At 63.4% G+C, this 22,032-nt stretch carries 17 protein-coding genes; 3 read left to right on the top strand and 14 right to left on the bottom strand.

Annotated elements, in window-relative coordinates; genetic code table 11:
• Positions 1–287: 287 nt before the first annotated feature.
• Positions 288–3,269 carry a beta strand repeat-containing protein gene (locus tag OKA05_RS08745; protein WP_264486749.1) on the top strand — a complete coding sequence of 994 codons (2,982 nt, stop codon included), beginning with the start codon at positions 288–290 and terminating at the stop codon, positions 3,267–3,269.
• Positions 3,270–4,134: 865 nt separating this feature from the next.
• On the opposite strand, the gene OKA05_RS08740 is transcribed toward OKA05_RS08745, so the two are convergent.
• The 11 genes from OKA05_RS08740 to OKA05_RS08690 all read right to left on the bottom strand — a co-directional run bounded on the left by OKA05_RS08740 (position 4,135) and on the right by OKA05_RS08690 (position 11,974).
• Positions 4,135–5,193 (bottom strand): WGR domain-containing protein, encoded by a 1,059-nt coding sequence (locus OKA05_RS08740; protein WP_264486748.1) that lies wholly within the window; start codon positions 5,191–5,193, stop codon positions 4,135–4,137.
• Between the two features lie 109 nt (positions 5,194–5,302).
• The gene (locus OKA05_RS08735; protein ID WP_264486747.1) at positions 5,303–6,829 is read right to left on the bottom strand and encodes an AAA family ATPase; all 1,527 of its coding nucleotides are present in this window, start codon (positions 6,827–6,829) and stop codon (positions 5,303–5,305) included.
• A 92-nt stretch (positions 6,830–6,921) separates the two neighbouring features.
• Positions 6,922–7,554 (bottom strand): hypothetical protein, encoded by a 633-nt coding sequence (locus tag OKA05_RS08730; protein WP_264486746.1) that lies wholly within the window; start codon positions 7,552–7,554, stop codon positions 6,922–6,924.
• A complete protein-coding gene (locus OKA05_RS08725; protein WP_264486745.1) occupies positions 7,551–7,751 on the bottom strand; it encodes a DUF2997 domain-containing protein in 201 nt (66 codons plus the stop codon). The genes OKA05_RS08730 and OKA05_RS08725 overlap by 4 nt, the downstream gene beginning before the upstream one ends.
• Complete coding sequence (locus OKA05_RS08720) at positions 7,748–8,137, bottom strand: DUF1257 domain-containing protein (protein ID WP_264486744.1); 390 nt, start codon at positions 8,135–8,137, stop codon at positions 7,748–7,750. Before OKA05_RS08720 ends, OKA05_RS08725 begins: the two co-directional genes overlap by 4 nt.
• Before the next feature lie 287 nt (positions 8,138–8,424).
• On the bottom strand, positions 8,425–8,997 hold the full coding sequence (locus OKA05_RS08715; protein WP_264486743.1) for a hypothetical protein: 573 nt from the start codon (positions 8,995–8,997) through the stop codon (positions 8,425–8,427).
• 170 nt (positions 8,998–9,167) lie between these two features.
• Positions 9,168–10,184 (bottom strand): DUF3150 domain-containing protein, encoded by a 1,017-nt coding sequence (locus OKA05_RS08710; protein ID WP_264486742.1) that lies wholly within the window; start codon positions 10,182–10,184, stop codon positions 9,168–9,170.
• A 102-nt stretch (positions 10,185–10,286) separates the two neighbouring features.
• The gene (locus OKA05_RS08705) at positions 10,287–10,424 is read right to left on the bottom strand and encodes a hypothetical protein (protein ID WP_264486741.1); all 138 of its coding nucleotides are present in this window, start codon (positions 10,422–10,424) and stop codon (positions 10,287–10,289) included.
• Between the two features lie 13 nt (positions 10,425–10,437).
• The gene (locus OKA05_RS08700; protein ID WP_264486740.1) at positions 10,438–10,629 is read right to left on the bottom strand and encodes a hypothetical protein; all 192 of its coding nucleotides are present in this window, start codon (positions 10,627–10,629) and stop codon (positions 10,438–10,440) included.
• Positions 10,626–11,453: a RecB family exonuclease gene (locus OKA05_RS08695; protein WP_264486739.1), complete on the bottom strand. Its 828-nt coding sequence runs from the start codon at positions 11,451–11,453 to the stop codon at positions 10,626–10,628. The genes OKA05_RS08700 and OKA05_RS08695 overlap by 4 nt, the downstream gene beginning before the upstream one ends.
• Positions 11,450–11,974 carry a hypothetical protein gene (locus tag OKA05_RS08690; RefSeq protein ID WP_264486738.1) on the bottom strand — a complete coding sequence of 175 codons (525 nt, stop codon included), beginning with the start codon at positions 11,972–11,974 and terminating at the stop codon, positions 11,450–11,452. The genes OKA05_RS08695 and OKA05_RS08690 overlap by 4 nt, the downstream gene beginning before the upstream one ends.
• A 378-nt stretch (positions 11,975–12,352) precedes the next feature.
• On the opposite strand from OKA05_RS08690, the gene OKA05_RS08685 reads away from it, so the two are divergent.
• A complete protein-coding gene (locus OKA05_RS08685) occupies positions 12,353–14,641 on the top strand; it encodes a uracil-DNA glycosylase family protein (protein WP_264486737.1) in 2,289 nt (762 codons plus the stop codon).
• Here the strand turns inward: OKA05_RS08685 and OKA05_RS08680 are convergent.
• Positions 14,551–15,945: a tyrosine-type recombinase/integrase gene (locus OKA05_RS08680; protein WP_264486736.1), complete on the bottom strand. Its 1,395-nt coding sequence runs from the start codon at positions 15,943–15,945 to the stop codon at positions 14,551–14,553. The two genes, OKA05_RS08685 and OKA05_RS08680, sit on opposite strands and share 91 nt — an antisense overlap.
• Positions 15,946–16,252: 307 nt before the next feature.
• On the opposite strand from OKA05_RS08680, the gene OKA05_RS08675 reads away from it, so the two are divergent.
• Complete coding sequence (locus OKA05_RS08675; RefSeq protein WP_264486735.1) at positions 16,253–17,026, top strand: GDSL-type esterase/lipase family protein; 774 nt, start codon at positions 16,253–16,255, stop codon at positions 17,024–17,026.
• A 34-nt stretch (positions 17,027–17,060) separates the two neighbouring features.
• Here the strand turns inward: OKA05_RS08675 and OKA05_RS08670 are convergent, their stop codons facing one another.
• A complete protein-coding gene (locus tag OKA05_RS08670; protein ID WP_264486734.1) occupies positions 17,061–18,506 on the bottom strand; it encodes a DUF1501 domain-containing protein in 1,446 nt (481 codons plus the stop codon).
• 5 nt (positions 18,507–18,511) lie between these two features.
• On the bottom strand, positions 18,512–21,994 hold the full coding sequence (locus OKA05_RS08665; protein WP_264486733.1) for a DUF1553 domain-containing protein: 3,483 nt from the start codon (positions 21,992–21,994) through the stop codon (positions 18,512–18,514).
• Positions 21,995–22,032 lie beyond the last annotated feature (38 nt).

Raw genomic sequence — 22,032 nt, 5'->3', positions numbered from 1 at the left:
CAGTCGCCCGGCGTCTGCAGTCACTAGGGAAATTGGGAGTATCTCGATCAGGTGGTCAACACTGGTCTGCGAAGCGCGGGAATGTCCCAGGTCGTCGCGGTGTTCTCGGGTCACGACTGCGAACGGGCGGATGCCGGTGCCAGCTTCGCAGTCTACTCGATGGTTCGCCCGCCTGGAGGTGTCGCAACCGTCGCCGCTAAGCGGCATGTTTGCCAATTTTCCTTGCGGAAGAGCAATTATAGATGGCGCTGACCTCTGCTAAATTCCCAGTGATCCAAAGCGCAAGTATGAAAATTCACCGCCTATACCATGCCGTCGCCGGCGTCCTGATTCTTGTAAGCCCGGAGGCTGCTGCCGCCACGCTCGAAGCCTACCTCCCGCTCGATGGAACCCTCGACGCCGGCACCGGCACGAGCATCCAAGGCACTGCCATCGGAACCAACGGCACGCCCGGCGACAACTTCACCACCGGGAAGTTCGGCCAAGCCGCGTCCTTTACGAACACCAACACCACCGCCACGACGCCGAACGACTGGGCGGTGACGCTGGGCAATCTCGACACGATCTACGCGTCGAGCTTCACGATCTCGATTTGGGTCCAGACCACGACCGTCGGCTTCACCGCGGACAAGGGGTTCTTCGGAAACAAGAACTGGACCAGCGGCGCAAACGTCGGTTGGACGCTTAGCACGGCCAGCACCACCGGCGGAGGTGGCCGGGTCAATTGGAACACCAGCGGTGGCACCCGTAAGGATCCGAACATCGCCTTCAACAACGGAAACTGGAACCAGATTGTCGTCGTGTTCGACCGCGAGACCAATGAGGTCGAGCGCTTCCTCAACGGCGCGAGCATCGGCAAGACCACCGCGGCTTTCAGCAGTGCCGGCGCCGGCAGCTTGGCCGCGGCGTTTCCGACGCTCATTGGCGGCAGCGGCAATGGCACCTACAGCGCAGGCTCAGTCCGCCTCGATGACGCCGCGATTTTCAGCGGAAAGCTCAGCGCCTCTCAGATCATTTACCTTTACAATGGCGGCACCGGCCGCACTGCGGACCAGTTCGACGCTGCCCCTGTTTCGAAGAATCTCACTTGGAGCGGACTGGCAGGTTCCGAATGGAGTACTAATGCCATTCCCGGCGCGAAAAACTGGGTGCTCACTTCCGACGGCGTCACCGCGGCCAACTTCGCGAACTCGGACGCGGTGCTGTTCGACGACGTTGCCACCGGGACCACAGTTGATATCAGCAACGGCAATGTCTCTCCGATCGCGCTGAGTTTCCAGAACACCGCGAAGAATTTCACGGTCACGGGAAGCAATGGCATCGTCGGCAATCTCGTATTGCTGAAGTCGGGCATGGGCGCGCTCACGCTGGCCAATCCGAATTTCCATGTTGGCAAGACGCTCTTGAACGAGGGCTCGCTGATGATCGGCCACGAATTGGCGCTTCAGAATAGCACGCTGGAAGCCGTTTTTGGAGCGTCCACCCATGCCTTCGGTCCGATCACGGCCGCCACGCTGGGCGGACTTGCGGGGAATGCTGATCTCGTGCTGGAAGGCAGTAATGCACAAGCCCTATCGCTGACGGTTGGCGGAAACAACGCCAATACCGTATTCGGCGGGCAGTTAAGCGGCGACGGTTCGCTGACCAAGGCCGGAACCGGCCGCCTGTCGCTCACCTTTGACAACACTTTCACCGGTGGCATCACCGTGGCGAATGGCTCCCTGCGGGCGCAGGCTGGCACCGCCTTCCCGGCCGGCACCATCACCAGCACCGGCGGTGTGATCGAATTCGGTATCGCGAGTAGCAGCGAGACGGTGATTTCGAATCCGTTCGTGCTGCCCGTGACGGGCACTGGGAATCTGCGCATGTTCAGCGTCTTCGGCTCGGGCGGATTGGCTCCGACGCCAGGCACAGCCATCCGGCTCACCGGGAAAATCAGCGGTGGCGTCGCGACCCGCTCGTTCCAGTTCTCCGACACTGGTGTCGGTGGTGAACACGACAACATCCTGATCTTTGACAATGCGACCAATGATTTCACCGGGACAGTCAATCTGAACCGCGGGACTATCGCTTTCACCAGCGACGCTGCCTTGGGCGATCCGGAAAACGACATCCTCCACTTCTCCGAAAACCTTCTCGGCAAGATCCGCTTCGATGCCGACAACATCGTTCTCAATGCGCAGCGTGCCGTGAATCTGCCGAGTACCGAGAACAACCGGCCCTTCGACACGCAGGGCTTCACCAGCACCATCGCCGGACCGGTCTCAGGCACCGGCATCTTCGTTAAACAAGGTGTGGGCACGCTGATTCTGAACTCGCCGTCCAGCACGTTAACGGGCCCGGTTATGATCTCGGAAGGCACTCTCCAGGTCGATGGCGTGATCCCCACCTCCGCCGGCGCGGTCACCGTGGTCGCCGGTGCGACCCTGGCAGGCAGCGGCACTGTACAACGAAGTGTAACGGTCAATGGCGGCACGCTCTCGCCCGGCTCCAGCGTGGGTGCGTTGCAAGGCCTGGTCACCCTGACGCTCGGCGCGTCCTCCTCCTTCGACTTCGAGGTGTCCGATTGGACCGGCGCTGTGGGCACTGGCTACGATACGGTCACCGCAGATGCCGTGACCGTCACCGCGACTGATGTTTCGCCGGTCACCGTCTCTATCACCCCGCAGACGCTCGCGAATTTCAGCGACACGCAGAAGACCTTCACGCTGGTCGCCACTACCGGCGGCATCAGCGGCTTCACACCCGGAGCCTTCGTGGTCGATGCCAGCGCGCTGCCCGCGGCCACCGCCTTCGTGTGGTCGGTGCAGGTGCAGGGAAACAACCTCGTGCTGGTCTATGGCGAGGCATCCGGCACGCCGTTTGAGAGCTGGGTGGCGTCCAAAGGACTGACCGGCCCGGCCGCCGACTTCGACGCCGACCCCGACTTCGACGGCATCACCAACGGCATCGAGTTCGTCATCGGCGGCCAACCGAATCCCGCCAATCCGAACGCCGACTCCGCCGCGCTGCTGCCGACGGCGACGACCGATGCCACCCACCTGCGTTTCGTTTTCCGCCGCAGCGATCTGTCCGACCCGGCCAAGTCGGCGGTGCACTATGACACCGATCTGGCCGGTGCCTGGACTCCGGCCCAGCACGGCAGCAATGGCGTGGTGGTCACGCCGACCAACGACATCGAGCCCGGCATCGACTCCGTGGAAGTGGCGATCCCGCGCGCCCTAGCACCCGGCGGCAAGCTCTTCGCGCGGCTCGTTGTGACCGAGTGAGGTTTTCCTTGGGTAAGAGGTCAGCGGCCGTCCTGGAAGGGGGCGGCCGCTTTTTCGTGTCCATTGTTGGAATGCGGAATTTCCAAGAAACTTGGCATTCTTGTCGATGCCTGTGCGCATGAACGAGGTTGGTTACGGGACTGTTACATAACTGGAATATGCTGTTTCGCCAGCCCTCTCACGGATATCCAAAAAAACGCTATCCGTGCTCAGCGGCTTCTAGGATACTAACTCAATGTTACGGCTTCTTCCATCTCCCCGGATGAGAAGGGTAAGCTTCGCGTGAAGGTGAAAATCCGGAATGCCAGCGTGGCACCTTTCTACTAGCAATGGGCAGCTGAGTTTGCCGCTTATGATCCGCCAACGCAAGGAACGCGTGTGCTGGGTCAGGCGCAGTCGGTCAAGCCCGTCCGGGAGACCACTGGCGGCAGCAACATGTGTGCTCGCAGCACTGGGACAGACAGGATTCAGAGTTCCGGTGGAAGGACGAATTGGAGTGCCTTACCAGATTCGAGCGATCGCCTCAGAACGGGTAACGACCCGTTTCGATGTGATTCTTGTGGTGGGCAGGGGACGATTCAAACTCAGTCTGGTTACGTGACCGCCTGCCCCGATTGCGCAGGCAGAGGCCTTGCTACCTCAAGAACGTGCGATGCGTGTGGAGGGACGGGTCGGTGGCGGTAAGGAATTCCCACCTCGCCTGGTGGGCTATCGCAGTCGGGCTCATCGACGCACGCCACCACATGTAAAAAAATGAGGAGAGCTGTTTGGGGATGTACGCGGAAAGACCCCGTTGCAGAGATGCTGCGAACGGGGTCTTTTCCGCGGGCGTTATGGCTGTGCCCTTACAAGAGCGGTGGAGGATTCAGGCGGCGACGCCCTGGTCCTTGTACTTGAGCTGCCGGACGTGGCAGTCGGCGGGGTCGATATCGTCGCGCCTGCCTCGATAGACCGGTTGGTAGATGCAGCCGCTTTCGGGAAAGGCATATAGGAACCTCACTTCCACGATTTCGCCCGGTTGCGGAATGTCGTGGTCGGGCGGGATCGTGACGTTGCCGGCGGGCACCCGCTTGTCCCCGTCGAGGAGAACGAGCGCGACGCTGCGACGCTTGTTGATGGCGCCGACGATGAAGGAGGCGCTGGTGACAAACTTACACTTCAAATGAGGACCGCCCGAGTATGGACGGCCCGGTTTGAAGTGGCTGTCCATGTCCTTGAAGACGACGCCTTCGGCTCCGGTGGAGCGAAGGGTATCGAACATCGCCTGCTTGTCTTTCGGTTCGACGACGGTGCTGACCGGCCGGATCGCGCTCATGGCATCGAGCAGGCGGAGCAGGCCCGCGAAGCGGTCCAGGTATGCGCGATCCCGGACATCGTTTCCTTTCACCTGAAGCAAATCGAAGGCGTGGAGGACATCGCCCACAGCCTCGCCATCGATCAGGAAGTCAACCGGGATGCAGAGAGCTGCCTCGGCGATCGGCTGCGGCAGCGCGACAATGAGGCCGCGGCGGTTGATGCCGTGGACGTCCTTGCCTAGCTTGCGGACGAGCATTCGCTTTCCGTCGTGCTTTTCCTGGAGGACGTGGCGGGTGTCGCCGAGCAGCCGAGCCAGATCGCATTCCTCCACCGGGTTGAGGAGTTGCGGGCGGACTCCGCTGTCACGGCCCTCGTTGCCGGTCGCGTGGTAGGGCGTGCCGTCCTCGGCCGGCGTGTAACCCTTGGCGAGCTTGGAAGCGATGAGCTTCGCGGCGATCGATTCGGCTTCTTGCCGGCTAACGGACTTGGTGGTCTTGGTGCCGGTCTGGAGCGTGGCTCCGCGCCGGCCGTAGGCGAAGGTGACGACGAAGCCATCGCCGGCGGGTTCGATGTCCGTCTGATAGACTTTGTCGGAGCCTCCCTCGCGGTAGTACAGTGTAGTGGGCATGGTTGTTTTGGTTGGGGTTGGTTTGGTAGGCCCCGCCGATCGGCGGGAGAGCGGGAAAGTGGTGTGACCTCCTCGGGAATGAGGAGGTCACGTCGACCGCGCGTGGCGGTCAGTTCAGCGACTGGACCCGGCGGGACGGCCGAGCTGTCGTGGGTGCCGGCTTCGTGAGTGATACTCCTGCTTCGCGGGCGCGTCCTTTCGACCACCTCCGCAACGCCTCGATCCGCTCCTCCATCAATTTCGACACCGGGGTGGTGGCGGCGATGGCGGAGCAAATGTCCGCGGCAGTTGGCTCCCGGTTTTCTGCAAATGCTTCGTGTAGGGCCTCGCGATACGAGCCTTCGATCTCCGCGCCCGTGAAGCCGTCTGATGCCTCGGCTAGGTCGGCGAGGTTCTGGGACATCGGATCGCGTCGGTGCCGGGCAATAACGATTTCCCAGATGGCCCTGCGCTCTTCCGTATCGGGCAGGTCGACGAAGAACATTTCGTCGAAGCGGCCCTTGCGCAGGAACTCTGGCGGGAGCTGGCTCACGTCATTGGCCGTGGCCACCACGAAAACCGGCTTCTCCTTCTCCTGCATCCAGGACAAGAAGCTGCCGAAGACCCGGGACGAGGTGCCGCCGTCGGAGCTTCCGCTGCCACTACTTCCGCCGAAGCCTTTTTCGATCTCGTCTATCCACAGGACGCACGGGGCGATAGCCTCGGCAGTTCGGATTACGGAGCGGAGGTTGGCCTCGCTCTGGCCGACGATGCCGCCGAACACCCGGCCCATGTCGAGCCGCAGCAACGGGAGTTGCAAGACGCTTGCGGTGGCCTTGGCGGTTAGGCTCTTGCCTGTCCCGGGGATGCCGACGATCAGCAACCCTTTCGGTACCGGCAGCCCATAGTCACGGGCGGAAGCACCGAAAGCGGGACGACGTTGGGAGAGCCACCGCTTGAGCTCATCGAGCCCGCCGATGTCGTCGAGGTTCGGCCTGGCCTCAATCACTTCGACGAGACCGCCGCGTTTCAGGGCGCGTGCTTTCTCGCGTGCGACCAAGCTCGGATCGACCTGGCCGGATTCGATCAGGGAGAGTGCGAAGGCGTTCTCGGCTTCCACGGTGGTGAGTCCAAGGGCGGAGTGCAGGACATCTTCGCGGATTCCTTCTTCAACGGTCGATCGGTCGGCGGAGCGGAGAATGCCGTCGAGCACGTCCCCTAGCTTGGTGATGTCAGGCAGGTCGAGGTCGATGACGGCCAATTCGTGTTCGAGTTCCGGCGGCAGTTTGAAGCGGCAACCGGTGGGGACCAGCGCGTGACCGGCACCCTTGGCAAGACGAAGGAGATCCTTCAGTCGGCGGACGAGCATAGGGTCGTTCTGGTCGAGGTGCATTTGCAGGTCGCGTAGCATGACGACATAGCGTTGGCCTTCCTGGCGGAAGAGCATTTCAACGTGCATGAGAGCTTCCAGCGGATCCGGGCACGGGGTGGCGCGCCCAGATTGCACATCGACGAGGCCGTCGGTGGACGACCAGGCGTGGAGTTGGCGATTGAGTTCGGCACAGGCGGCGGCGAGTTCGGCTTCGGCGCGTGCTTCTTCCGGTGTGACGAGGACAAGGCCGGGATAACCGGCACGGAGGTAGGTGATCAAATTCATGGTATGTAATTTCTTCCGGCGGATTTCATTTAATCGGAAAACGGAAGCCCCCGGTCCTCGCGTGAGGACCGGGGGCATGTGCCCGACGGGTTTCAGTCGAGCTGCGGCACGATCTCCGTGCGCCGCTTCGCGAGCTGTTCGTGGCGTTGTTTGAGCTGGTCCAGCGAGATGCTGGAAGCGTCGTACTGGAGAGCCGACTCGACCGCCGTGCCGACGCCGTCGCCAGCAAGCTGGTAGTCGCCGGACACGGCACCGTAACCGGCGGCGAACGACCCAACGAACGCATCGAACTCCGCCGCGCTCATGCGAGCCCGGTACTGTCCGGCAACGGAGCGGATCTGGACCAACTCCGCGTCGATCGACTGGAGTTCGGCACGGAGCTTGGCTTTGTCGGGACCGCAGGCGGCAAGCACAGCGGCGAGAACGAGGATGACGATGATGGACTTCTTCATGATGGATCGGGATTTGGATTTGGTGGATTCGCGCACTGGGGTGCCGGGTTGCAGGTGAGTTTGCTCCCACGCGAGACAGGCTGCGCGGGAGGGATCGGAGTGGAGGAGCTTCCCGGAGGCCGCACAGCGGACCTCCCAGCGCTGCTCATCCTGATCGAAGGCGATCTCAGTCGCCCGGACGACATGTAGTCGCCCGAGCGAACGAAGATCGACCTCTTCGGTGTAAAGGCACTCGATGCCTCCCTTTTGGTCGAAGCGAAGTGTCGTGCTCATGACTCACCCAGGGTTTGTTGCTGCTGGACGGAGACGCCGCCGTGCCGGTGTTCGGGCTTGAGCGTCCGGCCGGTGCGTTTGCCAAGCGCCTGCTCGATCTCCCGAGTAGCGACCTCGCAGCCTTTGCCTTGGAAGCCTTCCGCTTCCACCTGGATATCACCGGTCGGCGACACCCGGACCAAGATGCGACGGATCACAACGAACCTCCTTCCAAGGTAAGCAGGACGCAGCCGTCCGGCTCGATCTGACGGCTGAAGCGAAGGCCCCGGGTGCGTGCCTCCCGGATCGTTTTCTGCACTCCGTAGGATTGCAGGAGACGACCGAAGCCAGCGCCAACTTCGCGTTCCACGTGGCCACCCCACCAGTCGGTGGTGAGTGCATAGGATCCTCCATCTTCACCGGAGGGATCGACAGCGATGTCGTAGGGGCCTTTTAGCCGCACCACATGGTGGGAGTTCCGGTTGATGCCAGCATAGCCGCGGCACATGATGCCGGACTCAAGCACGACATCGAGTTCGGTGCAGGCGTCGCGGAGTGCGTCGAGGTCACGAACCTCGGTTTTAACGGTGGTGAAGTGTGACATGATGTTTCTGATTGTTAGTCGTGTTTGGAGTGAGGGTTTATTACGCGCGAAGGGCGGCTCCTTGCATGGAGCCGCCCTTCGCGCGGTGGGTCGCAAATTTTTTGGCTTGTCGAGTCGTTGTAGTGGCTTTGGTGGATTGGGTGAGAAGTGGTGGTTAGAAATACAAGCGGGTCAGGACGGAGGATGTTTGGTCGGGTGATTCAGATTAGGCGGGTGTGAAAAGTGGCGGACTCGAGAAAGCCCGCCTGCCATGCGGCGGGCGGGCTCTCGCGGGGATTGGGTGCCGGTTAGAAGCTGAACTTCCCCGCGGCGATGCGGCGGGCCATCCGGTGGATGAACTCCCACTTCTTCACGACCGGCTTCCGCGACGACAGCCGCAATGGGAGCCGGCTCCTGTGTCGAAGGTAGTAATGGAAGACTTCGGCGAAGTCCTCACATGGCCTGGCGGCGGCGTAGCGGGTGACGTGGCGGCTTGGGTCGTAATTTGCCACCGGGCTGGTGTCCTGATAAGCCCCGTCAAAGCAACGGACGAAAAGGTCCGATTCGACGAATCCGGAGAAGGTGTCCGCCACAGCGTGCGCCCACTCGTGACGCAACACGTCCGTCAGTCGGGTGTGCTGGCCGTTGCACAGGTCGCGAAGGTGTGCTCCGGAGATGCTGGGGATGGCGATGCTGCCATCGTGCCATCCGTAGCAGGTTAGCGAAGCGGGAACCAGGAACACCCCCACTCCGGCCAATTCGTCCGACCAGATGCCGTGCCGCGCCATCTCGGTGGAGACCTGCGTGTTGGCCCGGTCAAGCTGCGACAGCGTGATGATGTGCCGGAGCGGCCGGCGGGGAGTGCGGCGGGTATGGGGCATCGTCGATGGAGAGAGTGAAGTTTCTGCCGGGGCTGCGGACGACGTTAGACCATGTGGGCTAAACCGTGGTTCCAGAGGCTCCTCCAGATAGAGGCGGGTGATGGGTGTGTCAGAATATGGTGTGGTAGCCCGGCAGGAGACAACTCCCGCCGGGCACATTCGATAGACGCTCAGCTAGCGACCGCGAGCTTGCGCCCGCCGAGCTGGCCAAAGCGTGTGAGCACGTCGCGACCTTCTGTGCGGACCATCGCCACCGCGTTGTCGCGGAGACGGTTCAGGCCCTCGGTGAGGCTTTGCATCGCGGTGCTGTCGTTGCGGTAGTCCTCGGCGCTCCGGGTGAGCAGCTGCTCGCGGAAGCGTTCGAGGGTGGTCTCCAACTGCTGGTCGCCGGCGAAGTTCAGCGTGCGGAAGCTGTCGATGAACGTTGTGAGCCGGTTGAGGGTGCGCTGGTGGACGCCGCCCTCGCTGCCGTCGATGGTGGCGAGCACGTCGGAGGCAAGCCGGGCGGTTTCCTCCCGGAGCGTGGTGACGGACTCCCTGATGAAGCCATCAAGATCAGCTTGAAGACGACGTCCGGCATCCTCCGCGACGCGGCGGCGCTGGTCCGCGATTTCCATCTGATCGATGGACTCGGACACCTCAAGGCGCAGGCTCTCGGGAGCCGCGACTTGGAACATCCGGGTGTCGAAGCCAAAGCGCTTCGCGATGTCGCCTGCCGGCGGGAACGATTGTTCGATGGTAATGAGCAGGGCCTCGGCGCTTCCATTGAGGTGACGGGCGGCTTCACGCCATTCCTCCATCGCCCTGTCCCGCAGCGGGCCGTAACCAGCCACGAAGTCGAGGGTGGCATCGCGGAACTCGTCGCGCAGCTTGTCGAGACCGTCGACCAGGGCGGCGAGCCGGGGGTTCGGGACGAAGCGTGCAATGCCTCCCAAGAAGGGAAAGCTACCACTTTCAACGAGGGCATGCGCGCGCGACTCGATCAGCGAGAATGCAGACAAGGCCTCGCGCGGGATGAGGCGCTTGTGACCAAGCTGGATCAGCCGGTCGGAGACGTGGGCGGGATCGAGGCCGAGGTCTTCGGCATTAAGGCGTTTGCAGCCCCTCCAGAATCGGATCGAAGTGGCGCACAGGACGCCGCGTCTGCACACGGCTTCCAAGAGGGGCAGGTTGTATTGCTGGGACATGATGATGGCTGGTTGGTTTGTTAATTTGGTAGGGGACTGGAAAACGAAACACCCGCCGGGTCGGGATGACCGGGCGGGTGTTTCGTCGATGCTGGCTGGGGGTTATCGAGCCCAGCGGGCTATCAAGACGGTCACTCCCACTCCTAGAGCCATTGGAAGCCAGTAGCTTTCAATGATCTGAAGGCTGAGCGCCGTGATCGAGATGCCGGCGAAGACCGCGATGTAGGGATTGGGGTTCATTTTTTGGGGCGGGTTAGCGGAGCAGGCGGCCGAGCGTGATGACGACGGATGCTCCGAGCAGCGCGTAGGCGAGGGTTTTGATCCCCTCTCCCAGCGGTTCAGTGTCAGTGACGGCCACCGACACGGGATCGGGCGAGGGAGCGGAGCTGCAACTGGAGAACAACAGCACCGTGGCGATGGCGAAGAACAGGAGGAGCGGCTTCACGCGGCCCTCCTTTCGGGCATGTTTCCCGGCCAGCGTTTGCACTCGTTGCGGTATTGGCAACTCATGCAGGTCATTCCGGGCTGGGGATGGAAGCGACCCTCGGACATGCTGGTGACGGCAGTGTCGATCATGCGGATCACCCGGTCCTTCCGCTTGCTGTCGGCAGGCGGTGAGGACACCCGGATGACCTGCGGCACTTTGGTCTTCACCAGGAACACGAGGTCGAGCGACGGAGGCTTCTCACCCGTGGCCTTTTCCAGCAAGAGTTGGTAGGCGACGAGCTGGATCTCATGGTCGAAGACCGCGTGCTTGGGATCGGGCTTCGCCGCCGCCGACTTGAAGTCGATGGGGGCGAAGATGTCGGTGACCAGGTCGACGGTCCCAGTGAGCGGCACGCACAATCCGGCGATGTCCTCGGTCAGCGGGACTTCCACCGCCCGTGGTTTCGCCGTCGGAGCCTCCGGGCTGTCCAGGTAGGCGGCGACCACGCGAAGACCGGCAAACCGGCACTTCTCTCGCTCGCCCTCTTTCCATTTCACCGGACCTTCGTTGCGTTCGAGCTTGATGAATGAATCCTCGAAGGCTGCGGCGACCACCTCGGGCGAGTCGTCGGTTCCGCGCCAGCGAGCCAGGTGGAAAGCCTGGAGGGCTTCGTGCACCGACTTGCCCAGGTGAAGCGCCGGGGTGGTCGCCTTCTTGATCTGCAACACGCGCTCGAAGTAGAAGCGCAGGGAGCAAGCCAGGTAACTCTTTGCGGCCGACGGGCTGATGTAGTCCGGTAGCGTTGAGGTCCGGGACGGCGGTGGATCGGCGAGCGCGATCATCGGCGGCCTCCGTTTCCGTGGACCCCGGCGTAGGCGGGTCGCCTGCCATTGGTGGCCAGACGTTGCCCCCCGCCGTGGGTGTCTAGCAGCTCGTCAATCAGGCCACTCGCTTCCACCTTGTTGAGCTGGCGGACGCCTTTGCCGAAACGCTCGTTGGCGAGATTCTCGACGACGTTCTTTTCGAGGTGATGCTCGGCAACAAGGTTTTCAATAAGCTGGCGCTGTTTGGCGGTGCACTTCCAAGCGGTTGAGGCAGGGGGGCGGTCCGTTCCGTTGGTGTGCCCGTTGGCGGAGGGTTCCGGCGGGTTCTCCTCCATCCCGTAACCGGTCGGAGGCACGAATCCGGTCGATTTCATCTGCTCGTCGACGTTGGTCTGGAGCAGTTCGTAGATGCGGGCCGATTCGGCGGCCACGTCGTCGGTGGTCACGAGTTCGGTTTCGATTTCGATGCTGAACTGGTGACTGGAATAGCCCGGGAGACCCAGGCGCTTGCTGTAGTTTGCGATTAGTTTAATGGCCATGGCTGGTTGTTGTTAGGGTTGTTGTTCCGGGGACGGATGATTCAGGCGACCGCCTTGCCGGGAGGGCCGGGCGGGCGGGGATCAGGTAACACGGTGAACATGCTGCCGGTGGCACCTAGCGTTCCCGCAAGAGCAGGACGGCCAAGCGGGTCGTCGGCATTCTCCGCCGCTCTCCCTCCCGGTAGAGCGAGCGGACCACGCCGTCGGAGAGCCGAGGAGAGAGTGTGCGGGGCATAGTAGGAACGGTCGTCCTTCAAATTCTAATGACACGGCAGAGGGAGGAATTGCGCGCCCTACGACGACGAGGCCCGGCAGCCGAAAACGCTGACCGCCACCGCGCGGCGGGACAACGTGCTCTACGTCGCCGGCAAGCCCCCGATGAACGACCTCCCCACGGAGATCATGTTCATCGCCACCTCCGTGCAGGAGGAGGAAGCCTCGGAGGGCTACCAGTCGATGTACGGCATGAAGTTCAAGCAGGATGCGGAATACCTGCGGGGACCGATCGGGGACATGTTCAAGGACGTCTGCGGCCGGGCCGGGATCGACATCCGGAAGTGCTACTACACCTCGGTGGTGAAGTGGCTCCTGCCCCGCGCGATGCGGAGCAAGCCGGCGACCAAGGTCCTGAAGTGGGGGATGCCGATCCTCCTGGACGAAATCAAACGGGCCAAGCCGAAGATTGTGGTCTGCCTCGGCAAGCCCGCCTTCGACCAGCTCTCCGACACGAAGATCGGCTTCGACGACGCCACCGGCGGATGGTTCTGGTCCACCAAGGCCAACGCCCACATCTACGTCATGCGCTCCCCCACGGAGCTCCTGATGAAGCCGGAGCTCTACGAGGGCTTCCGGGTCGACCTGGTGGCGGTAAAGCGCAAGCTGGACATCCTCAACGAGGTCGCCGACATCGAGGACCTCCCGGTAAGGATCCAGATCATGCGCAGCTCGGACGACCTCCGGGACTGGGTGGCCCAGATGATCGAGGAAGAGCACTCCCTGTTCAGCGTGGACGGTGAGTGGCACGGCAACACCCACGTCGACGGGAACCTACGATCGCTGCAGCTGGCATGGACGGACAGCGACGCCATCTACATCCGCTTCCGGGACGAGCAGAACTGCTGGGCCTTTGAGTTCGGCGACGAGGAAAATGACCTGATCGAGGAGGAGGCGATGCGCTTCATGGACGCCGAGCACGGGGTGCTTGAGAATTTCATGAGCCACCCCGACTGGCCCCTGATGATGAAGCGGGCGCAGTACGCCGCGGTGGGCCGCATCCTCCAGCCCCTGCTCAACCGGCAGAACGTCAAATACGTCGGTCACCACTACGTCGCGGACGCCCTGTGGATGCAGCACTGGCTGGGCCTCGATGTCCTGCACAAGTGCTACATGGACACCGAGTTCGCGCAGCAGACCATCGACGAGGCCAGCGAGCTGAAGTTGGAGCGCGGCATCTCGATGAAGTACACCACCCTGGGGCGCTACGACATCGAGCTGATCCTCTGGAAGAAGGCCAACAAGAAGCTGTGCGAGGACGGCTACGGCTACATCCCCGACAACATCCTGATCCCGTATGCCTGCCGAGACGTCCTCGCCGTCTTCCGGGCGGTGCCGATGATCCGGAAGCAGATGAACTTCCAGAAGCTGGAGCACTACTACGACACGATCTTCGGACCGTTCGTGACCGACGTGTTCTACACCTTCTCGGAGGTGGGGCTACCGATGGACATCCCGCTCATGGACGAACTCCGCGAGCTGTTCAACTTCGCGAAGCGGGAGCTGGACCGGGAGTTCCGGCAGAAGGTCTTCAAGGATGCCAAGCAACGCCTGATGGCGAAGCTGATCGAGGCCCTCGGCGTGATGAAGGTGGCGCAGGCCATGGCCATCACCAAGGACGTGGTCGCTCTGATCGCAGACGGCCACCACGAGCAAGCGTGGACCTGCCTGAAGGCGGAGATCCCCATCGACCAGGTGGTGAAGTTCAGGGCGGTCCTGGACCACCTGATCATCTCCCCGGACTTCAACATCCGGAGCGCCCCTGACATGCGCCGGTGGCTGTTCGATGTCTCCGGCATGACGCCGATCAAATCGACCAACCAGAAGTCCAAGGGCATGCCCTCCATGGACTGGGCAAAGGTCCTGGAGATGAAGCCGGAGCAGCAGCGTGCCTACACCCCGGCGTGCGACAAGCAGACCCTGCAGATCCTCGCTGAGAAACTCCCGCTGGTGGACGAGCTCCTCGACCTGAACGTCGTGGGCAATCTCTGCAAGGCGTTCCTCAAGGAGGCGGAGGTCTACTGGGATGAGGACCTCGGGGAGGAAGTTGAAGAAGAGGCCGGCCTGCACAAATGGCTGGCATCAAACGGCAGGATCCACGGGCAAACCAGCACTACTGAGACGGGCAGGCCTCGAGGGTGGCGTCCGAACTCACTAAATTGGCCATCTTATGTCAATAAGCGCATCGGAAAGGCCATGGCGCGCATTATCGTGGCGTCGGTCGAAGCGCGGAAGATCGACATGCCCAACGAGGAACGCATCGCGAAGGGGCTGCCCCTGCCGTTGCCGGACTCGCTGATGCTCTATCGGACACGCGGCTTCTTCCCGGCACCGGGTAGCAGTCCGATTTTCCAGAATGCTGCGCCGTCCTTGTACCCGGCAAGGTTAAGGTAATGTCGCTTCACTACCGATTCAGTGTTGCCGCCTTCGATGGCCGCCTCTCCGACCGACTTGAAAGTAGCAACGTGCATCGAGAAGAACGTGTGTCGCAACACGTCGTGGCCGAGCTGGAATTTCGCGCGAACGTCCTTGATCATCCGGTCGTGATTCTTCGGTAGGATCTCCCCGGTGAAGTCCTTCAGCCAAGCCATGAGGTTCGGGCGGATGATCACCTGTCGGTACTGATGCGTCTTGGAAATCTCCGGCTGTACGTGGATCACACCATGCTTGAGGTCGATCAGCTGCGGCCGGTCCTTGTGACGGGCCAGCTTGTAGAGTTCTCCGTTCGGCCCGGTACGCAGACCAGCGAAGAGGGCCAGCGCGAAGAAGGGCGCCACCTTTCCACCTTCGTAGTCTCTCACGTAGGCCATCAGCGCCTGCGTCTGTTTTACCGAGAGGCACGTCGGCACGCCGCGGCCGTCCTTGAACTTATCCACCCCCGCAACCGGGTTGTCCCGGATCCAGCGCCGTTGCCGGTCACAAGTCCACGAGAAGAAGGCGTGAAGGTCAGCGCGGTAGTTGTTCCACGTCTTCCGGCTGGCCGTCGCTGCTCCGTCCTTCGTGCGGATCGATTGGAGGAAGCGGACGATGTCTGCCGTCGTCACCGAGTGAACGGCTGGGCGAGGGAAGTCAGGATTTCTCTTCTCCAACTCGGCCAGCAAGGCGCGCGGGGAGCTTTTCTTGCCCGGATCGACGCTGGCCTTCGCCAACCGAAGGTCAGACGCAAACTCGACCGGGAGTTGATCGAGGGTGAACCAAGTGACGAACGCCTTTACTGTGGCCTTGAGCTGGGCGATGGAACGAGCCCGGACACCGGCCCGCTCACGTGCATCCAGGAAAGCACTCAGCGCCTCCTGTAGGGGCTTAGCGTCCTCGGGCTCGGCATAGTGGCGCAGGAAATACTCAACCGTCTCCGCAAGCGTGTAGCGCCCCTTGAGCCGGTTCAGCGCTCCCTCGGCGTCCCGCACCTGATCCGCCGACAGCGGGGTGTTGATCGTGTTCAGCTCCGTCTTGGCGTTTGTCACCTTCACCCGACGGGTTGCCAACTCGCCTTCTGCCTCGGCCAGCGTCTTGAAGCGTAGGCGTAGTCGGGTGCCGTCTGGCAGGTAGCCCTCCACTCGATAGAACTTCACCCGCCGGCCCCGCTCGGTTGCCTCGATCTCCCGGACATGAATCTTGTCCGCAGCAGTCTTGATTTGCCGGACCGGCGGTTTTTTGGGACGCTTCGGCTTGTCGCGCATGCCGGGCCACCGTGGCATTGTTGGACACGGAATCAAGCGGTTTGGGCATGCACTTGGGCATGCGGATCAGCAATCCTTTATAGGGTAATGGATCACTCCCGTCTCATAACCTGAAGGTCGTAGGTTCAAATCCTACTCCCGCCACTTCAATAGAGGCCGGTAACTCAAGGGTTACCGGCCTTTGCCTTTCTAAGATTGAGAGCGGTGTGGACACCGATTGTGGACGTGACTCCGCTCGAAAGCGCGAAGTGACCTTCGCCATAAAGCCGGCATCCGCTGCCCAGACGTAAACGCCGTCCCCTGCATTCTCGCTTCTCATCCCATCATGAAAGGCATCTTCACCGCTATCCTTGTCTGCGCGGTTTCCTCACTCCTCGCCGGGCCCGCGCCGCGCCGCGCCAACCCCGTGCTGGCTCCAGTCCCGAAGCTGGAAGAAGACGGCTATGACTGGAACGGTCGCCATGAGGCGATCGTCCGTGAACAGAAGGCGATCAATCCAGACCTCGTATTCGTCGGCGATTCCCTCACCCACGCCTGGGGTGGCGTACCGGAAACCGGGCTGTCGCCCCAGCGGCGCACGGGCGAGGCCATCGCGGCCAAGGCCTTCGCCGGCCACCGCGTGCTCAACTGCGGCTTCGGTTGGGACCGCACGCAGAATGTCCTCTGGCGACTCGACCACGGCGAACTCGACGGCATCCAGCCCAAGACGGTCGTGGTCAACATCGGCACCAACAACACCACGCCCACGAACAACGCCGGTCCCTGCTCGCCCGCCGAAATCGCCGAAGGCGTGCTCGCCGTGTGCGACCGCGTGCGCGCGAAGTGTCCCGCCACGAAGATCGTGCTGATGGAAATTTTCCCGCGCTGGACTCCCGGGCATCCCGGCCGCGCCGTCATCGCCGAAGTCAACAAGCGACTGGCCGAGGCGGTGAAAGCCCGCAGCCGCGGAGGCGAGAAGATCGTCCTGCGCGACCTCGCCCCCGCGCTGCTCGATGACAAGGGAGAGTTCAAGCCCGGTGTCATGGCCGGCGACAAGACCCACCTCGCCGCTGGCGGCTACGAGGCTTGGGCGAAGCTGATCGCGGACGAGTTGAAATGACCGGACGCCGTCGCCTAGACCCCCGCGAAAACCCTCACGTCAGGATCTTCTTGATCACCTCGCCGTGGACGTCGGTGAGGCGGAAGTCGCGACCTTGGAAGCGGTAGGTGAGGCGCTCGTGATCGAGGCCTAACAGGTGGAGGATGGTCGCCTGGAGGTCGTGGATGTGGACCTTGTCGGCGGTCACGCTGAAGCCGAGCTCGTCGGTTTCGCCGTAGGTGAAGCCGCCCTTCACGCCGCCGCCGGCGAGGAAGATCGTGAAGGCATCCGGGAAGTGGTCGCGGCCGAGGATGGCGCTGCCGCTGGTGCGGCCTTCGCGGAAGGGCGTGCGGCCGAATTCACCGCCCCACACGATCAGCGTGTCTTCGAGCAGGCCGCGCTGCTTGAGGTCGCGGATCAAGGCGGCCACGGGCTTGTCGGTGCGCTTCATCTTCTCTGTTAGACCGCCGCGGATGTCCTCGTTGCCATTGGTGCCGTGGAAGTCCCAGCCCCAGTCGAAGAGGTGGACGAAGCGCACCCCTTGTTCGAGCAAGCGGCGGCCGAGCAGGCAGTTGTTCGCGAAGCTCGAGTCGCCGGGCACTGCCCCGTAGGCCTCGAGCGTCGCCTTCGATTCGCGCGAGATGTCCATGACCTCCGGCACGCTGGCCTGCATGCGGAAGGCGAGTTCGTACTGGGCGATGCGGGTGGCGGTTTCCGGGTGGCCGAGTTCACTGGCTTGCTCCTGGTTGAGATCACGCAGGGCATCCAGCGTCTTGCGGCGCAGCCCGCGGTCCATCCCCGGAGGATCGCCGACGTAGAGCACGGGGTCGCCCTTCGAGCGGCATTGCACGCCTTGGAAGACCGAGGGGATGAAGCCGGTGCCCCAGCAGCTCTGGCCGCCGCTCGGCTGGACGCCGCTGCTGATCAGCACCACGAAGCCCGGCAGGTTCGAGTTCTCCGAGCCGAGGCCGTAGGTCACCCACGATCCCATCGACGGCCGGCCCTGGCGCGGCGAGCCGGTGTAGAGCAGCAGCTCCGCCGGCGCGTGATTGAACTGGTCGGTGTACATCGACTTGATCACGCACATCTCGTTGGCGATCCCGTGGAAATTTGGGATCGCGTCGGACATCCAGATCCCGGCATCACCGTGCTGGGTGAAGGTGCGCGGCGTGCCCATCAGCTTCGGCGTGCCGTTGGTGAAGGCGAAGGTCTTGCCTTTCACGAATTGATCGGGCGCGTCCTGTCCATCGCGCTTCACCAACTCCGGCTTGTAGTCAAAGAGGTCGAGGTGCGGCGGCCCGCCTGACATGTGCAGGTAGATCACGCGCTTCACCTTCGGGACATTTGGCGCTGGCCGCGGGTCGAGCGGGTTGTCGCTGGCGGAGGGCGCGCTGCCTTGGGCGAGCGCCTGCATCGCGATCGCCCCGAGGCTGAACTGCCCGGCATCGCGCAAGAAATGGCGGCGGGTCCGGTTCTGGAGTTGTTCGAATCGTGGGTTCATGGGCGTCACCGTTTCAGCAGGGTTTCGTCGAGATTGAGGAGGACACCGGCCACCGCGGTCCATGCCGCGAGTTCGTTCGCATCGGCACCGGCTGGCAGCGGGCCGATCGGGACGGTCGCCATTTCGGCGGCCTTCTTGGGATCCTTCCGGTAGTCCGCCAGCAGCTCCTGGCGCAGCTCTAACAATCGCTTCAGCTCCGTGCCCGATGGCACACGCGACAGCACCCGGCGGAAGCCCTCGCGGATCACGTCCTCCGGCGCGGAAGCCGTGGCCATCAGCCGGCGGGCGAGCGCTTGGGCGGCCTCGACATAGACCGGGTCATTCAGCAGCACCAGTGCCTGCAGCGGTGTGTTCGAGCGGTCGCGTCGCAGCGTGCAAATCTCGCGGCTCGGCGCGTCGAAGGTGGCCATCGAGGGATAGGGGCTGGTCCGGCGCCACTCGGTGTAAAGCGCGCGCCGGTGCTGGTCGCCCCCGGTGCTGGTTTGCCAATCGAGACCGCCACCAAAGGCCGCCGACAGCCCCAGCGCGGGCCGGACCGGCCGCACCGATGGGCCATACATTTCCGGCGAGAGCAGCCCGCTGGTCGCCAGCGCCTGGTCCCTCACCATCTCGGCCGTCAGGCGGACCCGCGGCCCGCGGGCGAGCAGCCGGTTTTCGGGATCGCGCTCGGCCATGCCAGATGCGATCTTCGACGACTGCCGGTAGGTCTCCGAAGTCACGATTAGCCGGATGAAGCGCTTGATGTCCCAGCCGCCGCGGACGAGATCGACCGCGAGCCAATCGAGCAATTCCGGATGCGTCGGCGCATCGCCCTGCGCTCCGAATTCCTCGCTGGTTCTCACGATGCCGAGGCCGAACAGCGACTCCCAGAAGCGGTTCGCGATGACCCGGGCGGTCAGCGGATTGGCGGGATCGACCAGCCAGCGGGCGAGCGTCAGGCGGTTGCGCGGTCCACCTTCCGGCAGCGGGAAAAGCGCCATCGGCACGCCCTCAGTCAGCTCGTCGCCGTGGTTCAAGTAGTTGCCGCGGATCTGCAAGTGCGTCTTCCGCCGCTTGCCTTCCGGGAGTTCGCGGAGGATCGGCACGGTGCTTGGCTGGAGGGAGGCGAGCTGCTTCTTGAATCCGGCCAAAGCCTCGCGGTCGGCCGCCATTTCCGGAGCGAGTTCGCGCAGGTAGTAATTCGTGACGCGTGCCTTCTGGGCGGCATCGCGTTGCGCGGCCGGGAGCGCGAGGATGCCCGCCAGTTCGCTCGGGATCTCGGTGAGACGTGCGGCCTCCGGACTGCGGGTCATGCTCAGGCGGAAGCGGCCCAGCGTGTGTTGGGCGAAGGCGGACTGCTGCTCGATCGTGATCCGCAGCATCGACCCGGCGGGAATCTCGACCGGACGCGCGGTGGCAAGAACCAGCGAGTGGGCCACGCCTTGGCCCCCTCCGATCGCCCAGCCTGCCTGCGAGCCGCGCGGCTTCGCGATCGTGCTACCGGCGATCACGCGGGCTTCGTTGAAGTCAGCCTGCACGAAATCCGCCGCGGCTCCGGCAAACGGGATTTCACGCGTGCCATCGAGGCCAAAGGGAACCTCCGCCGCCGCGGCATTGCCCGACTTCTCCCAGACAGGCTGGCGTTGCGCATCCAGAGCGACGATGCGGAATCCCGCGAGGCGCTCCGGGGCTTCGCTGCGGTTCCACACGACGATCCGGCTGACCGGCTGGTCGGATTTCAGATCCACTTCCCACCACGGATCCGCGGTGCGCTCCGCGGTGTGGGCGACCGAGCCCTTCGCGTATTCGCCCGCCGTGTTGCCGTCATTGGCCCGTGCGGCGGCGGCATCGGCGTAGGTGGACTTCTGGGTGGCGCTGCCTTGCGGTGCCACATTCACGCCCTTGCTGAAGACCTGCACTTCGGCGAGTTGGAGCAGCTTGTCCTTGCCCGGCAGTTCGATGCGGACGTAGCGCACCTGCGGTTCCTTCGCGCCCCGGGGCGGCTTCACTTCCGCCTTGATGCCGGTGACCACGAAATTCCCCGCCGCGTGCCCGGGGCCCTTGTTCGGCAGCGTCTCGTGCGGCAGTGCTTCCAGCCGGAGAGCTGTTAGAGTCCCTGCGCCGGTGGCTGGCACCTCGATGACGTAGCTGTCCTTGGTGGCACCGGCGGCGACCGCGATGATGCCGTCCTTCTCCTGCGTCATCGCGAGGCCGGATTGCGAAGTCAGCGCATGCGGCTTCAGCGTCTGCCACTCGAGCGATGGTGGAAACCGGCTCGCCCACTGGTCGGCGGCGGCCTGCAGCGGAGGGGAGGGCTTCGTGAACCTGGCTTCCACCTCGGCGAGGCTGGCTTCGAGCGTCTGGCGCTTTGCCTTCTGTTCCTCGGGGAAGAAGCTGAGCAGCGGGGCCTCGTCCCGGAGGTCGGCATCGGCCGTGTTGTTCAGGAAGGCGAACATCCGGAAATACTCGGCCTGCGTGATCGGGTCATACTTGTGCGTGTGGCACTGGGCGCAGGCCATCGACGTGCCCATCCAGACGGCCATCGTGGTGTTCACCCGGTCGACGACGGCGGCGTTGCGGAATTCCTCGTCGTTGGTGCCGCCTTCGCTGTTGGTCATCGTATTGCGATGAAAGGCGGTGGCGATCCGCTGCTCCTCGGTCGGCTCCGGCAACAGGTCGCCGGCGATCTGTTCGAGCGTGAACTGGTCGAAGCGCTTGTTCTCATTGAACGAGCGGATCACATAGTCGCGATAGCCCCAGATCGAGCGTGCCGGGTCATCCGCGTAGCCCGCGGAGTCGGCGTAGCGGGCGAGGTCCAGCCACTGCCGCGCCCAGTGCTCGCCATACGCCGGCGAGGCCAGCAACTGGTCGACGAGCCGCTCGTAGGCACCGGCGGCGGTATCCTTCACGAAGGCATCGACCACCTCCGGCGAAGGCGGCAGACCGGTGAGGTCGAAGGACAAGCGTCGTGCGAGCGTGGCACGGTCGGCTTCCGGCTGCGGCTGCAGGCCTTCCTGCTTCAGCCGGTCCCGGACGAAGGCATCGATGGGATGCAAATCCGTGCGTGGCGGTGTCACCGCGACCGGCGGGACGTAGGACCAGTGCTTGGTGTACTTCGCGCCGCTGTTGATCCATGCCTCGATCAATTTCACTTCGTCGGGGGTCAGCGGGCTCCCGGATTTCCGCGGCGGCATCACCTCGTCTTCGTCGGTCGAGATGATCCGCGCCATCAGCTCGCTGTCTTTGGCATGGCCCGGCACCACCGCCGCGCGGCCGCCCAGGCTCGCCCGCGCGCCTTCCTCGGTATCCAGCCGCAAGCCGCCGCTGCCCTTCGGCCCGCCCTTGCGGTCCTCATCGTCCGGCCCGTGGCACTTGAAGCAGGCATTGGACAGGATCGGGCGGATATCCAGGCCGTAGGAGGGGACGCGATCAGCCGCGGCCGGACAGGTGGACAGTGCCGCCAGCAGCAGGGCGAAAGTAGCCCCCGCATCATGGAAACGGTGATTCAATCGGGTAATTAAAACCTGTTTCATTATTGAAAGATGCG

It is taken from the genome of Luteolibacter arcticus (assembly GCF_025950235.1).
Taxonomy (GTDB): Bacteria; Verrucomicrobiota; Verrucomicrobiia; order Verrucomicrobiales; family Akkermansiaceae; genus Haloferula; species Haloferula arctica.
This window is presented reverse-complemented; position numbering and strand designations above follow the sequence as displayed.

What these genes read in the sequence shown, in the direction of transcription:
- OKA05_RS08745 (WP_264486749.1), top strand. Translation starts at nt 288, where the DNA reads ATGAAAATTCACCGCCTATACCATGCCGTCGCCGGCGTCCTGATTCTT.
- OKA05_RS08740 (WP_264486748.1), bottom strand. Translation starts at nt 5,193, where the DNA reads ATGCCCACTACACTGTACTACCGCGAGGGAGGCTCCGACAAAGTCTAT.
- OKA05_RS08735 (WP_264486747.1), bottom strand. Translation starts at nt 6,829, where the DNA reads ATGAATTTGATCACCTACCTCCGTGCCGGTTATCCCGGCCTTGTCCTC.
- OKA05_RS08730 (WP_264486746.1), bottom strand. Translation starts at nt 7,554, where the DNA reads ATGAGCACGACACTTCGCTTCGACCAAAAGGGAGGCATCGAGTGCCTT.
- OKA05_RS08720 (WP_264486744.1), bottom strand. Translation starts at nt 8,137, where the DNA reads ATGTCACACTTCACCACCGTTAAAACCGAGGTTCGTGACCTCGACGCA.
- OKA05_RS08715 (WP_264486743.1), bottom strand. Translation starts at nt 8,997, where the DNA reads ATGCCCCATACCCGCCGCACTCCCCGCCGGCCGCTCCGGCACATCATC.
- OKA05_RS08710 (WP_264486742.1), bottom strand. Translation starts at nt 10,184, where the DNA reads ATGTCCCAGCAATACAACCTGCCCCTCTTGGAAGCCGTGTGCAGACGC.
- OKA05_RS08705 (WP_264486741.1), bottom strand. Translation starts at nt 10,424, where the DNA reads ATGAACCCCAATCCCTACATCGCGGTCTTCGCCGGCATCTCGATCACG.
- OKA05_RS08695 (WP_264486739.1), bottom strand. Translation starts at nt 11,453, where the DNA reads ATGATCGCGCTCGCCGATCCACCGCCGTCCCGGACCTCAACGCTACCG.
- OKA05_RS08690 (WP_264486738.1), bottom strand. Translation starts at nt 11,974, where the DNA reads ATGGCCATTAAACTAATCGCAAACTACAGCAAGCGCCTGGGTCTCCCG.
- OKA05_RS08685 (WP_264486737.1), top strand. Translation starts at nt 12,353, where the DNA reads ATGAACGACCTCCCCACGGAGATCATGTTCATCGCCACCTCCGTGCAG.
- OKA05_RS08680 (WP_264486736.1), bottom strand. Translation starts at nt 15,945, where the DNA reads ATGCCACGGTGGCCCGGCATGCGCGACAAGCCGAAGCGTCCCAAAAAA.
- OKA05_RS08675 (WP_264486735.1), top strand. Translation starts at nt 16,253, where the DNA reads ATGAAAGGCATCTTCACCGCTATCCTTGTCTGCGCGGTTTCCTCACTC.
- OKA05_RS08670 (WP_264486734.1), bottom strand. Translation starts at nt 18,506, where the DNA reads ATGAACCCACGATTCGAACAACTCCAGAACCGGACCCGCCGCCATTTC.